This is a genomic window from Xanthomonas sp. F1, from assembly GCF_014199855.1.
The window spans coordinates 899236-912709 of the sequence record NZ_JACHOK010000001.1 but is presented as its reverse complement, the minus strand read 5'-3'; the positions used below and the strand labels follow the sequence as shown (position 1 = coordinate 912709).

9 protein-coding genes are annotated in these 13474 nt (G+C 69.0%); 2 read left to right on the top strand and 7 right to left on the bottom strand.

Going from position 1 to position 13474, the window contains the following annotated elements; genetic code table 11:
• Window positions 1-10 precede the first annotated feature (10 nt).
• Window positions 11-421 (bottom strand): fosfomycin resistance glutathione transferase, encoded by a 411-nt coding sequence (gene fos, locus GGR71_RS03745; RefSeq protein ID WP_048491963.1) that lies wholly within the window; start codon window positions 419-421, stop codon window positions 11-13.
• Window positions 422-592: 171 nt separating this feature from the next.
• Here fos and GGR71_RS03740 point away from each other — a divergent pair, with 171 nt between their 5' ends.
• Together GGR71_RS03740 and tkt are read left to right on the top strand one after the other, a co-directional pair.
• Window positions 593-1885, top strand: a complete 1293-nt coding sequence (locus GGR71_RS03740; protein WP_160957227.1) for a dicarboxylate/amino acid:cation symporter — start codon at window positions 593-595, stop codon at window positions 1883-1885.
• 266 nt (window positions 1886-2151) lie between these two features.
• Window positions 2152-4152 (top strand): transketolase, encoded by a 2001-nt coding sequence (gene tkt, locus GGR71_RS03735; RefSeq protein WP_160957228.1) that lies wholly within the window; start codon window positions 2152-2154, stop codon window positions 4150-4152.
• A 198-nt stretch (window positions 4153-4350) separates the two neighbouring features.
• Here tkt and GGR71_RS03730 read toward each other — a convergent pair whose 3' ends face one another.
• From GGR71_RS03730 to GGR71_RS03705, 6 genes are all read right to left on the bottom strand, one after another.
• Window positions 4351-5115, bottom strand: coding sequence for a DUF2894 domain-containing protein (locus tag GGR71_RS03730; protein WP_160957229.1), 765 nt, complete (start codon window positions 5113-5115; stop codon window positions 4351-4353).
• Window positions 5105-5755 carry an OmpA family protein gene (locus GGR71_RS03725; RefSeq protein ID WP_160957230.1) on the bottom strand — a complete coding sequence of 217 codons (651 nt, stop codon included), beginning with the start codon at window positions 5753-5755 and terminating at the stop codon, window positions 5105-5107. Before GGR71_RS03725 ends, GGR71_RS03730 begins: the two co-directional genes overlap by 11 nt.
• Window positions 5752-8208, bottom strand: a complete 2457-nt coding sequence (locus GGR71_RS03720; protein WP_160957231.1) for a DUF802 domain-containing protein — start codon at window positions 8206-8208, stop codon at window positions 5752-5754. The genes GGR71_RS03725 and GGR71_RS03720 overlap by 4 nt, the downstream gene beginning before the upstream one ends.
• 10 nt (window positions 8209-8218) lie before the next feature.
• Window positions 8219-8950, bottom strand: a complete 732-nt coding sequence (locus GGR71_RS03715; RefSeq protein ID WP_160957232.1) for a DUF3348 domain-containing protein — start codon at window positions 8948-8950, stop codon at window positions 8219-8221.
• Between the two features lie 248 nt (window positions 8951-9198).
• Entirely contained in the window at window positions 9199-11937 is a 2739-nt protein-coding gene (locus GGR71_RS03710) for a TonB-dependent receptor (protein ID WP_160957233.1), read from the bottom strand.
• Window positions 11938-12069: 132 nt separating this feature from the next.
• Entirely contained in the window at window positions 12070-13215 is a 1146-nt protein-coding gene (locus GGR71_RS03705) for a phosphatidylinositol-specific phospholipase C1-like protein (protein WP_456362575.1), read from the bottom strand.
• Between the last annotated feature and the right edge of the window lie 259 nt (window positions 13216-13474).

Sequence of the window (13474 nt, the reverse complement as noted above, 5' to 3'; positions counted from 1 at the left end):
CGCCGCTTGCTCAGTCGAGGAAGCGCATTCCCGCATACGGCCGCGCGCGACACGAGGCCAGCCGCGAATGCAGGTCGCCGACATGCGCCTCCAGGCGATGCCCATCCGGATCGAGGAAATACAGCGAGTCGCCTTCGCTGCGATTGCGCTGCCACAGCGGCACTGCGTGATCTTGCAGGCGCTGGGCAAAGTCGGCGAAGGCGTCGGCGGCGATGGAGAACGCATAGTGCGTGTAGTCGGCCGACGCCGCGGGGCCGCGCTGCGGGTCCAGCGACAGGCAGAGCCACAGTTCGCCCAGACTCAGGTAGGCGCCGTGGTCCCAGCACGCATGCGCGCGCAGACCGAGGACATGCCGGTAGAACTCCAAGCTGCGCTCCACGTCGCGCACGGCCAGCGTGAGGTGGTTGAATCCGGTCAGCATGGGCGGCGTTCGAGACGGTTGATGTGGGCACTTTAGCGTCCGCGCCGTAGGCACGCTGGCCGCCGTATGGCCCTGCTGCGGGGCGCAGGGCGGACACCGGTCATGCGATGACTTGAGAACGGCCAGTGTGGGTTTGTTAAGCTCCACGCTTCTTCTGGCCAGGCGCTGCTCATGACCGATACCCCCGTGAAGGCCGAAACCGGCATGCCGTTGCACTGGAAAATGGCGATCGGCTTCGTCCTCGGGCTGGTGCTGGGCCTAGCGGTGCATCTGAGCGTGGGCGGCGATGCGGCCTGGGTGCAGGCGCTGACCAAGTACCTCACCACGCCGTTCTCCAAGCTGTTCCTCAACCTGATCTTCATGCTGATCGTGCCGCTGCTGTTCTCGGCGCTGGTGATGGGCATTTCGGAGATGGGCGACATCCGCGCGCTCGGGCGCATCGGCTGGAAGACGCTGGGCTACACGGTGGTGCTGTCCGGTGTGGCGGTGCTGCTGGGCCTGGTGCTGGTCAACGTGCTCAAACCCGGCATCGGTGTGGATCGCGAGCTGGCGCAGCAGTTGCTGCAGCAGAACGTGGAGCGCACCGCGCAGATCGTCGACCAGAGCAGGCATCAGCCACACGGTATGGACATGCTGCTGTCGATCGTGCCCGACAACGTGGTCGAGGCCGCGTCCAGTAACGGCGCGATCCTGTCGCTGATGTTCTTCGCGGTGATGTTCGGCGTGGGCATGGTGCTCAGCGAAGACGCCAAGGTGGCGACGCTGCGGCGCGGCATCGAGGGCGTGTTCGAGATCTCGATGACCCTGATCGGGCTGGTGATCCGCCTGGCGCCGTATGCGGTGGCCTGCTTCATGTTCAACCTGGCGGCACTGTTCGGCTTCGAGTTGCTGGTGCGGCTGGGCGCCTACGTGGGCGTGGTGGTGCTGGCGCTGGGCCTGCACATGGTGGTGAGCTACGGCGTGGCGGTGCGCCTGGCCGGGCGCTCGCCGCTGTGGTTCTTCCGCGCCACCCGCGAAGCGACGGTGATGGCGTTCTCCACCGCGTCCAGCAACGCCACCCTGCCGACCGCGCTGCGCGTGGCCGACCAGATGGGGCTGCCGCACAAGGTCTCGCGCTTCGTGCTGACCGTCGGCGCCACCGCCAACCAGAACGGCACCGCGCTGTTCGAGGGGGTGACGGTGATCTTCCTGGCGCAGTTCTTCGGCGTGGAGCTGAGCATCGCGCAGCAGTGCATGGTGATGCTGGTCTGCATCCTCGGCGGCATCGGCACCGCCGGCGTCCCGTCCGGCTCGCTGCCCGTGGTGGCGCTGATCTGTGCGATGGTGGGCGTGGACCCGGTCGGCATCGGCATGATCCTGGGCGTCAACCATTTCCTGGACATGTGCCGCACCGCGCTGAACGTGACCGGCGACCTGGCGCTGACCACGCTGGTGGCCAAGGGCGAGGACGGCCAGGGGCCTTGACGGCCGGGATTGGGTAGTCGGGATTGGGGATTGGTAAAGGCGGCGTGTAGCCGCCCGACAGGCCGCGCGTAGGAGCGGCTTCAGCCGCGACAGGCAGTCCGGACAAGCCATCGCAGCTGATCCTGCGAAGCGGGCAAGCGCCGTTCCTACACACGTGGCGGCGTCCCTACCAGTGCCGCTGCGAATCCCCAATCTCCAATCTCCAATCCCCGCCTGTGGGACAATAACGGACCCGACGCCACGCGCCCGCTTCCGACAGATCCCTCATGACGACGCCTACCCGCCGCGAACTCGCCAACGCGATCCGTTTCCTTGCCGCCGATGCGGTCGAGGCCGCCAATTCCGGCCATCCCGGCATGCCGATGGGCATGGCCGACATCGCCGAAGTGCTGTGGAACGACTTCCTCAGCCACAACCCGAACAATCCGCATTGGTTCAACCGCGACCGCTTCGTGCTTTCCAACGGACACGGCTCGATGCTGCAGTACGCGCTGCTGCACCTGTCCGGCTACGACCTGCCGATCGAGGAGCTCAAGCGCTTCCGTCAGCTGCACAGCAAGACCGCCGGCCATCCGGAGCGCAGCGAGACCCCCGGGGTGGAGACCACCACCGGTCCGCTCGGCCAGGGCTTCGCCAATGCGGTCGGTTTCGCGCTGGCCGAAAAGCTGCTGGCGCAGCGCTACAACCGCCCCGAGCACCAGATCGTCGACCATCGCACCTGGGTGTTCATGGGCGACGGCTGCATGATGGAAGGCGTGTCCCACGAGGCCGCCTCGCTGGCCGGCACCTGGGGCCTGGGCAAGCTGGTGGCGTTCTGGGACAACAACCATATCTCCATCGACGGCAACACCGCCGGCTGGTTCAGCGACAACACCCCGGCGCGGTTCGAGGCCTACGGCTGGCACGTGATCCGCGACATCGACGGCCAGGACGCCGATGCGGTCAAGGCGGCGATCGAGGCGGCCATCGCCGAGAGCGAGAAGCCGACCCTGCTGTGCTGCCGCACCACCATCGGCTTCGGTGCGCCGACCAAGGCCGGCAAGGAATCCTCGCATGGCGCCGCGCTGGGCAAGGAAGAGCTGGAAGGCGCGCGCAAGGCGCTGAACTGGCCGTATGCGCCGTTCGAGATTCCGCAGGCGATCTATGACGGCTGGCGCGCCGGCGGTGCCGGCACGCTGCGCCAGGCCGAGTGGGAGCAGGCGTTCGACAAGTACGCCAAGCAGTACCCGGCCGAAGCCGCGGAACTGACCCGCCGCTCGCACGGCGAACTGCCGGAGGACTTCCTCGCCCAGGCCGACGCCTACATCGCCAAGCAGGCAGCCGAAGGCCAGAGCATCGCCTCGCGCAAGGCCTCGCAGATGGCGATCGAAACCTTCGCGCCGCTGCTGCCGGAACTGATCGGCGGTTCGGCCGATCTGGCGCATTCCAACCTGACCCTGTGGAAGGCCAGCAAGTCGGTCGCCAGCGACGATCCGAACGCCAACTACGTGTACTACGGCGTGCGCGAGTTCGGCATGACCGCCATCGCCAACGGCCTGGCGCTGCATGGCGGCTTCATTCCGTTCGACGCCACCTTCCTGGTGTTCAGCGACTACGCGCGCAACGGCGTGCGCATGAGCGCGCTGATCCCGGCGCATGCGATCCACGTCTACACCCACGACTCGATCGGCCTGGGCGAGGACGGCCCGACCCACCAGCCGGTGGAACACCTGGCGTCGCTGCGCTACATCCCCAACAACGACGTGTGGCGCCCCTGCGACACGGTGGAGTCCGCGGTGTGCTGGAAGGCCGCGATCACCCGCAAGGACGGCCCGAGCTGTCTGGTGTTCAGCCGCCAGAACCTGCCGTTCCAGGCGCGCAGTGCCGAGCAGATCAAGCAGATCGAGCGCGGCGGCTACGTGCTCGCCGATGCCGAGGGTGGCACGCCCGACGTGATCCTGATCGGCACCGGCTCGGAAGTCGGCCTGGCGGTTGAGGCCAAGCAGGCGCTGGATGCCGCGGGCCTGAAGACCCGCGTGGTGTCGATGCCCTGCACCGACGTGTTCGATCGCCAGGACGCCGCCTACCGCGAGTCGGTGCTGCCGTCGGCGGTGCGCAAGCGCGTGGCAGTGGAAGCCGGCGTCACCGCGTTCTGGCGCGCCTACGTGGGCCTGGACGGCGCCGTGGTCGGCATCGACAGCTTCGGCGCCTCGGCGCCGGCGAACGTGCTGTACAAGCACTTCCAGATCACCGCCGAGCACGTGGTGGCGGCGGCGAAGGCGCTGTAAGCCAGGTGCCACGATGGTGACGAAAAAGGCCGGCGCATGCCGGCCTTTTTCTTGCCTGTGCGGAGGTGTCGGATGAGGGAAAAGTGGGTTCGGTAGGAGGAGCGGCTTCAGCCGCGCCCGTTGTTGCCGGTAATGCCGGTCGCGGCTGAAGCCGCTCCTACAACGACGGTGTCGGCGCGATGCGCGTCGGCGATGTGGTCAACCGCGCTTGCGCGGCTTGCTGCGCGGTGTCGCCGGTTTGCTGGCGGCGCTGCCGGATTGCTGCAGCTTCGCCAGTGCGCCGCCATCGTGCAATTGCTGCAGCCAGGACAGTGCGTCGACGTAGGACAGGAAGTGCTGCAGGTAGCCGGGCGAGAGCGTGCGCATCAGCGCCAATGCGCGATGCACCAGCACGCCGGAGTTGAGCGGGCCGGCATCGGTGGGGGCCGGTTGCAGCGACTGCCGCAACTGGCTGCGGCTGCGCAGTTCGGTCCATAGCCGGCGCGCGTCTTCGACCGCGGGCAGTTGCGGCGCGGTGAGTCGCGCCGCGGCGGTTGCTGCGGCGGGCGAGGGCGCTGGTGCAGGGGTTTCTGCGCCGCTTGCGTCGGCCGCCCTGGAGGCTTCGCCGCCGGCATCCAGGTCGGTGGCGGTGCCAGCGGCGTGGTCGGTGCCGGCGCGGGTCGCAGTGGCCGCGGGGCGGTACTGTGCCAGCAAGGCACCGAGCGGGCCGGGTTGCGTCGCTCGCACCGTCGCGGCGGCCTCATGGTCGACGACGCCCTGCGGCGCCGCGGCCAGTGTCGCGGCATAGGCATCGAGCAGGGCCGACAGCTTCTGTTCCAGCAGTTCCCGCGCCTTGCCCTGCTGTGCCTCGGTGCGGCGCGCCAGTGCTTCGATGACGCGGAAGCGCAGCGGGTCCAGCCGCTCGGCATGCTGTGCACGCCAGGCGGCGAGGCGATCGGCGGCGGCGATCCGATCAGGGCGCATGCGGTGTCGCGGCGCGCTTGCGCATGCGTGGCAGCGGTGCCATTTCCACGCGGCGATTGCTGGCGCGTCCGGCCTCGTCCACGTTCGGCGCCACCGGCTGCTGCGCGCCGAAGGCCGCGGCGAAGATGGCATCGGCCGGGACGCCTGCCTCGATCAGCGCTCGGGTCACGGTCAACGCGCGTTCGGCCGACAGCTCCCAGTTGTCGGCGAACTGGCGATTGCTCTCGCGCACCTGGCGGTCGTCGGTGAAGCCGCTGACCATCAGGATCTCGTCGCGCGCCTTGAGGTAGCCGGCCAGTGGCGCGGCCAGGCTCTTCAGCAGGTCGCGGCCCTCCGGCTGCAACTGGTCGGAGTTCAGCGCGAACAGCACGTTGCCGCGGATGCCGATGCGCCCGTCGACCAGGGTCACCCGGCCCGCCGCAAGCGGCGCGGCCAGCGCCTGTTCCAGGGTCTTGCGCTGTTGCGCTTCCAACTGGCGCTGGCGCATCTCCGCATCCAGCTTGTTCGACAACTGCAACTGCACGCCGATCACCCCGATCAGGATCAGCACGAAGGCGCCGAGCAGCACCGACATCAGGTCGCCGAACACCGCCCAGACCGGCGCGCCGCTGTCGGCCTCGAGTTCCAACTCGTCGCTCATGCCGCGTCGGCCTGGTCGGGCGCCTGGCGCGCGGCGAGCTGGCGCAGCTCCTCGGTGATCTGCTGCTGCGAGAGCATGCTCAGGTCGATCACCTCACGCGCCTGCGCCACGTAGTAGGCCAGTTGTTCGTCGCTGCGCGCCAGCGACTTGTCCAGCGCCTGCTCGATGCCCTGCAGGCGTTCCAGCAGGGCGGTGTTGGATTCGCCGAAGGCCTGCACCGCGCCGGAGAACGCGTCGCCCAGGCTGGCGACCTCGGTGGCGCCGGCGACGACCTGCGCGGCGGCGTCGTCGAGCTTGTCGGTCTCGGCCTCGATCCGGTCGGTGAAGCGGCTGCCGACGCGCTCCAGCAAATCCGCAGAGGTTGCGACCAAGGCATCCACCGCACTGCGCTGTTCGGTGGACGCGTGGTTGACCGCCTCCAGCAAGGTCTGCAGCGTGGCCAGCAGGCGGTTGCGCTCGTCGAGCATGGCGGTGTCGCGGACCATGCTGTCGGAGAGCTTCTGGCGCAGTTCCGCGACCACGTCGGCCGCGGCCTTCGGCGCTTCCGAGGCGACCTGCACCAGCCGTTCGATCTCGGCGATGGTGTCGCGCGCCTGCGCCTGGCTCTGCTCGGACATCGCCGCGGCGGTCTCCTGCAGGGTGCTGCAGATCTCCTGCTGGCGCTGCGCGATGCGCTCGCCGTGGTGCTCCCATTGCCCGCCGAGGGTTGCGGCCATGCTGGCGAAGCTGTCGGTCCAGGCCCGCAGGCGCGCCTGGTCGCGCGCTTCCAGCGCGTCCTGCAGGCCGGTATGCGCCTGCTGCAGCGTCTCGGCAAGCGCAGCGGCGCGCTGTTCCAGGCTGGCCGCGGCGGTGTCCAGCGCCTGCGCATTGCGCACGGCCAGGGCCTCGTTGATCTCGCGCTGCTGCGCCAGCGCCCCGCGCCAGGCCTGTTGCGCGGCCTCGGCGGTGGCGTCCAGGCGGGTTGCCACGGTCTCCAGCGCCTGCGCATTGCGTGCGGCGAGGGTGTCGTTGACCTCGCGTTGCTGTGTCAGCACCGCCCCCCAGGCCTGCTGGACGGCCTCGGCGGTGGCGTCCAGGCGCGTCGCCACGCTGTCCAGTGCCTGCGCGTTGCGTGCGACCAGGGCTTCGTTGGCGTCGCGCTGCTGCGCCAGCGCGGCGTTCCAGGCCTGTTGTGCAGTCTCGGCAGTGGTATCCAGGCGGCTCGCTACCGTATCCAGTGCCTGCGCATGACGCGCGGCGAGGCCGTCGTTGGCCTCACGTTGTTGCGTCAGGGCCTCGGCCCAGGCCTGCCGGGCGTCGTCGCTGGCGGTCTGCAGGCGTGCTGCGGTCGCCTCCACCAGGGTGCTGGCACGCTGTTCCAGGCCGTCGCCGGCGCGTTGCAGCGCGCTGCCCAGTTCCTGCAGCAGTGCGCCGTTGACCCGTTGCTGCGCGGCCAGCGCGTTGTCCCAGCGCTGCGTGGCCTGCTCGGCGGCCTGGGCGAAGCCGTTGGCCAGGCCGTCCAGTTGCCGCTGCACTGCCTGGCCGACGGTGTCCTGCAGCGCGGCGGTCTCGCGCGCCACGCCGTCGAGCGTGCGTTGCACCACCGGTTCCAGCGCGTCGCCGAACGCACGCGCGTGCGCGGCCACGCCGGCCTGGAGGGCCTGTTCCACCGCCCCGGCCAGGCGCGTGTAAGCGGTCTCGGTGCGGCTGTGGAAGGCGTCCTGGCTGCTGGCCAGGCGTTCGCCGCTGACCGCGCTGTGCTGTTCCAGCGCCGTCATCATCGTCTGCATGCGCTCGATCAGGCTCGGCATCAGCGTGGCCTGGGTCTGCAGCAGCCTGAAGGCCTCGTTGCGCTGGTAGGCCAGCGAATGCGTGCGCAGCGCGGTGGCCGCATGCAGATCCAGTTGCTGCACTGCCTGCAGGCGCTCGCGCCGGCACAGCGCGGCGAGCAGGCCGAGCATCGCCGAGGCGGCCACGCCGGCGATGGAGGTGCCGAAGGCGAAACCCAGGCCCTTCAGCGGCGCCGCCAGCGAGGCGCGGATGGCATTCAGATCGGTGGCGCTGTCCAGCGCCAGACCGGTGCCGCGCAGCGTCGCCATCATGCCCAGGAAGGTGCCGAGCATGCCCAGCAGCACCAGCAGGCCGACCAGATACGGGGTCAGCGCCGGCACCGGCAGGGCCGCGCGCTCGCCTTCGATGCGCAGGCGCACCGCATTGCGCAGGCTCGGGTGCAATCGTTGCAGCCAGCGGCCCAGGTCGTCGCGTGCGGCCTCGGCGTCGCTCAGCGCGGTCTGCAGCGTGGCAGTGGCCTGGCGGTAGCGGTACAGCTCGGCGATGCCGGCCAGATAGCACAGGCCGATCAACGCGGCGAAGCCGGCGCCCAGCGGATTGGAGCCGAGATAGCCGACGCCGATCCAGCAGACCACGGCGAGGCCGGCGAGGAACAGGACGGAATGGAGCAGGGTCTTGGGCATGAGGGTCGAATCAACGGCTGCGAAGCGCGGCGAGCAGCGCTTCGATGGGATGGAAACGGACGTCCAGTTCGGCGCGCAGCACGCTGTGCAGGTCCTGGCGGAACAGGGCCAGCCAGGCCGCGTCGGACGGCGCCGGCGGAGCATCGGTGAGAGTTGGATCGGGGACGGGCGCGGCGGTGGCGCGCAGACGCTGGAAATGCGCTTCCAGCAGGTTCGGCACCGTCGCCAGCAGGGTCTGCTCGCGCGGGCTGAGGGTCAGTTCCATGACCGCGTCGACCTCGGCCAGCCGCGCCATGTCCGGCGAGAGCGGGGCCAGGGCGTCGCGCAGCAGGCCGCGCAGGCGCCCGGTGGCGGTGAGCATCGCCCGCTGCAGTGCCAGATAGCGCTGGCGGAACGGCGCGTACTCGATCGGTGCGTCGGGGTCATGCTGGCGCTTGCCCACGGGCTTGCCGGTTTCCTTGGCGATGTCCAGCGCGATGTTCTCTTCCAGGGCGGCACGCACGCGGACGCATTCGGCCTCCAGCGCCGACGGTTCCGGCGCCGCGGGGGCATCCTCGGCAGGCTCGGGCAGTTTGCCGTCCAGCGCCCGCGACACCGCCACAGCGCGGTTCCAGTCGATCCATTGGCCGAGCCGGTCGGCCAGCGCGGGGCTGGACGCGGGCATCGGCGCGTCGCTCAGGCGTGCGAGCAGGCGAATGAAGGCCGGGCCCGGGACGGGCGCCCGTGGAAGGGCTTTCGCCATGTGAGGGGTCAAAAACCCGTAATTTTACACGCGAATGACATCCCCCGCCGGTACCCGCCCCGGAAGAGCGGAAACCGTTGCGTGGCGGGCGTCGCGTGTCCTGGCGGCGGCGCTGTCGGCGCAGCACCCGCCTCGCGCGGTCGCAGGATCGACTGCGGTCTCTGGCATGCGCCCAAGTCGCTGGACGCGTTCAGGCTTCCCGATGCGCCACAAGGCCTCCGGCGCAGCGCGCCGGAGGCCGGACTTCGTCAGTAGGTGTAGCTGAGCGTGAGCATGTACACGCGCCCGGTTTCCACGTAGGCGCCGTCTGCGCCCGGGTCGTAGGCCATGTAGCGCGTGGACTTGCCCTGGGTCTCGTAGAACGTGGCCGAGTTGAGCAGGTTCTTGGCGGCGATGCCGAGGTCGATGCCGTGCGGCAGGTGGTAGGTGGCGGTGAAGTCCAGCGACTTGACCGGTTGCAGGTAGTAGTTGAGCCGGTCGCTGGTCAGGCCGAGCAGTTGCAGGCCGGTGTAGTTGTAGCTGAGGTCGGCGCGCAGGCGGCTGTCGTCGTAGAACAGATCCAGGTTGTAGATGCGCTCGGGCGCACGCGGCAGCCAGGTCTTGCCCGGCTGGTCGGCGCGCTTGCTGTCGGCGGAGCTGTGCTGCAGGGTCAGGTTGGCGGCGATGCCGAAATTGCCCCAGAACCCCGGCAGGTCCTGCAGGCGCTTGCTGCCGGCCAGCTCCACGCCGTACAGCTTGGCGGTACCGCCGTTCTGCGGCATGGTCACCGGCACGCCGTCCTCGAAGGTGGTACCGGTCGGGACCAGGCCGCCGAGCGTGTTGTCGTTGCTGGTCGCCGACTGCGAGGTGTAGATGAAACCGGTGATGCGCTTGTAGTACGTCGAGGCGCTGAGCACGCCGCCGTTGCGGTCGTAGAACTCCGCGGATAGATCGGCGTTGTCGGCCTTGCTCGGCTGCAGGTCGGGATTGGGTCTGGAGATGCCGATGACCTTCTGGGTGGGGTCGACCGTGTACACGGTCTCGCCGGAGATCAGCCCGAACGCCGGGCGGCTGAAGCTGCGCCGCAGCGACGCGCGGTAGACGGTCAGGTCGTCCGGGCGGTAGTTGAGGCTGATGCCCGGCAACACCTCGCCGTAGCTGCGGCCGCTGCCGACGAAGCGGCCGTTGATGCCGTCGCCGTTCGATTGCCAGGCGTCGGCCGAGTAGCGGGTCAGTTCGTAGCGTACACCGGGCAGGATGGTCACCGCGCCGACATGCAGCGTGGCCATCGCGTAGCCGGCGTAGATCGCTTCGGTGCTGGAGGTGGTGTTGGCGTTGTAGTCGTTGGCGGTATAGATGCCGGCGCCATTGGGATCGTTGACGTACTTGTACGGCACCGCCTGCGCACGCACCCAGTCGCGGTCCAGGATCTTGAACGGACCGGCGTAGTGGCCATCGAAGGCGGCGTAGGTGAGGCGGCCGGGCAGCGCGCTCAGCGGCGGGCCGCCGGCGTTGGGGAAGACGTAGTTGGTGCCGCCGAAATAGGGGCCGTTGTAGACGAAGTTGCCGTCCTTGTGGAAGAACGGATGATCGTAGGAGCCGCGGTCGGCGTGGTCGAGCGACAGGCCGGTCTTGACCTCGTCGAGCACGTCGCCGTCCACGCGGTAGCGGATGTCGGCATGCGCGTTGGCGCGGTTGTCGTGGCTGCCGGCATCGTGGCCCTGGGTCTTCCAGAACAGCGCCGAATCCAGGCTGTAGAAGAAGTTCTTCAGGGCCGGTGAGCTCGGGCCGATGCTCGGATAGGTCGGATCGCTGAGGTCGAACGCGAAACTGCCCGGGGTGAAACCGTACAGGCTCGCGGCGACGTAGTCCGGGCGGCTGCGCGTGCCGCGGCCGAACGATCCGCCGTAGTCGAAGCGCAGGCGGTCCAGCGTGGTCTGTCCGCCCAGTTGCAACGTGGCCAGGGTTTCCTTGATGTCGTGGGTGTTGAAGTAGCCGCCACGCACCGCGGTCGGCTGGTTGTTGACGGTTTCCAGGCGTGCGCTGGACTGATCCTGCTGGCCGGTGACGTTGTAGCTGCCGTAGATGGCGCGGGCGAACAATGAACTATGGTCGCCCTGCCAATCGAAGGCGAGATTGCCGCCGTAGCGCTCGATCTGGCTGGTGTAGACGCTGTACTTGTAGCGCGCGCTGAGCAGCGGGCCAACATCGCGCAGATCCACCGCCTTGGCCTGCGCCGGATCCGCCGGGAAGTACGCGCTGTTGGGCGCAGGCGCCTGCGCCATGTTGTTGTTCTTGCCGTAGTAGGCCGAGGCATAGACGCCGAACGCGTGGTCGTCGCCGAACTTCCAGGCCAGCTCCTGTTGCACCGTGCCGCCGGTGTGCTTGCCGCCGAGGTCGGAGGCGAGCGCGTTGAACTGGCCTTGCGCGGTGGTCTTGCCGTAGAAATCACCGTCGAAGTCGAACGCGCTGGGCGTGCGCATGTCGATCGCGCCGCCGATCGCGTCGCCCGGCAGGTCCGGGGTCGGCGACTTGGAGACCTGCACCGACTGGATGCCGAACGGCGCTAGCATGTTCAGCGAGATCGCACGCGTCGACGAATCGGTCTCGGGCATGCCGAAGCCGTTGAGGCTGTAGCTGTTGTAGCTGGCATCCAGGCCGCGGATGCTGACATAGGCGTTCTCGCCGGTGGTGGCCTGGCCCAGGTGCATGTCGCTGTAGGCCGACAGCCCGGGCAGGTGCGCGACCACGTCGGCGATGCCGGCGGAGGGAATCGCGTCGATCTGCTGCTTGCTCATCACGCTGTTGACGCCATTGGACAGGCGCTGTTCGTCCAGCGAACCGGGGACGGTGGCCTGCGCGGCCTGCACGTTGACCGAATCCAGGGTGGTGGTGCGCGCGCTGGCATCAGTGGCGTCATCGGCGTCGCTGGCATGGGCGGCGGGCGAGAGCGCAAGCGCGAGGGCGATGGCACAGCAAAGGGGACGGGGGCGATGGAACGGGGACATGGGGGCGACTCGTTGGGGGAAACAGCGGTTGCGATCCGAGGTCCGGACACGCCGATGCCGGCGCGCGGATCGCCCAGGCCTTCCATTGCATGCGTGTGGGGCGTGGCCGCGACGCAGCGCGGCCGCGGGCGATCAGTGGCGCAAGTCGACGCCGTGGCAGTCGACGTGCAGACGTTGCGGATTGCAGCGGGCGACGGCGTCGCCGGGAAAGCGCACCACGTAGCCGGAGGCGGCCGGTTCGTGATCGGGGAAGTCGGTGCTGAGCAGTTGCGCGCCGCTGGCGAGCATGACGTCGCGCCGTGCGGTGTCGTTGCGCTTGGCTTCCTTGAGGTCGGCATCGGCGCGCGTGCGCACGAGATAGCCGGCCTTCACCAACTGCGCGATCTCCTCGGCGCTGCCGTCGTTGCGCTCGACGAAGGCGGCATCGTCGGTGCCGGGATCGGCGTTGGTGAAGCACACGCGGCCGCGCAAGGACGGATGGCCCGCGACGTAGGCCGGGCCGACCGAACGCTGGTCGAGCAGGAACACCACCTTGCCGCGCGCCGCGGAGAGCACAGGCCAGCCATGCGCGAGCACGGCAGCGTTGAGCGTGGCGGCGCTGCCACGTACCTGGTCGGGGCTGATGGACGCGTTCGCGGCGAACACCGAGCGCAGTTCGGCGTCCAGCGCATCCAGCGCCTCGCCGTCGAACGGCTCCGGCTGCACCGTGGGGAAGGCCGCCGGCACCGGCGATTGCTTGGTTTCCAACAGGATGAAGATCGGCAGATGTCCCGGGTGCCGTTGCGACCACGCCCGCACCTCGCGCAGGCAGGCCAGCAGCGGTTGGCAGGTGCTGCGCTGGTCGAGGTCCTGGATGTGCATGACCTTGAAACCCGGTTGCTGCATCACCCCCGGTGCGGCGATCGGCGGCGCCGGCGGCAGCCCGGCCTTGGCGAGTTGCTCGATCATCGCCGGGTGTGCGTAGCGCCCACCCTTGGCGTCGGCGTAGATGTCCAGTTCGATCTGGCGCACGCCATCGTCCAGTTGCTGCGTCAACGGCGGATGCCGGTAGTCCAGCACCGCGAATGTCGCCGGGTCCAGGCGCTTCCACAGCGCCGCTTCGCTGGGCGCGAAGCCGGCGTGGTAGCTGTTGTGGCTGCCGATGTACTGCAGGTCGGTGAGTCTGGGCTGTGCGTGCAGCGTCAACGGCAACAGCGCCAATGACACCAGCCGCGCGCGTAATGCGGCTGATGCGTTGCGGGGCTTCGACGACCTCGGGACAGAGTGCTTGGAAGACATCGCGGGCACGCTTGGTAACGATATCTCCACAGCATCCCGAACGGAGTTGACGCGTTTCCTGCGTGCGTGTTGCGGAATCGTGTCATGGCCGGCGCCGTGCCACGATCGTACGCAGCGTCCCATGCGCGCGCGATTGTCGTCACCTTGTTGCGCCTGGTTGAAGGGCGCCTCCGAGAATTCGCTTTTGCCGCGACTCAGCGCGGGGCGGTCGCTCTTGTAGGAGCGGCTTCAGCCGCGACGGACATTCCCGGCAACCCGC

Bases quoted from the DNA above. Each gene is read 5' to 3' on its own strand.
- fos (WP_048491963.1), bottom strand. From the start codon at position 421: ATGCTGACCGGATTCAACCACCTCACGCTGGCCGTGCGCGACGTGGAG.
- GGR71_RS03740 (WP_160957227.1), top strand. From the start codon at position 593: ATGACCGATACCCCCGTGAAGGCCGAAACCGGCATGCCGTTGCACTGG.
- tkt (WP_160957228.1), top strand. From the start codon at position 2,152: ATGACGACGCCTACCCGCCGCGAACTCGCCAACGCGATCCGTTTCCTT.
- GGR71_RS03730 (WP_160957229.1), bottom strand. From the start codon at position 5,115: ATGCGCCCTGATCGGATCGCCGCCGCCGATCGCCTCGCCGCCTGGCGT.
- GGR71_RS03725 (WP_160957230.1), bottom strand. From the start codon at position 5,755: ATGAGCGACGAGTTGGAACTCGAGGCCGACAGCGGCGCGCCGGTCTGG.
- GGR71_RS03720 (WP_160957231.1), bottom strand. From the start codon at position 8,208: ATGCCCAAGACCCTGCTCCATTCCGTCCTGTTCCTCGCCGGCCTCGCC.
- GGR71_RS03715 (WP_160957232.1), bottom strand. From the start codon at position 8,950: ATGGCGAAAGCCCTTCCACGGGCGCCCGTCCCGGGCCCGGCCTTCATT.
- GGR71_RS03710 (WP_160957233.1), bottom strand. From the start codon at position 11,937: ATGTCCCCGTTCCATCGCCCCCGTCCCCTTTGCTGTGCCATCGCCCTC.
- GGR71_RS03705 (WP_456362575.1), bottom strand. From the start codon at position 13,215: ATGTCTTCCAAGCACTCTGTCCCGAGGTCGTCGAAGCCCCGCAACGCA.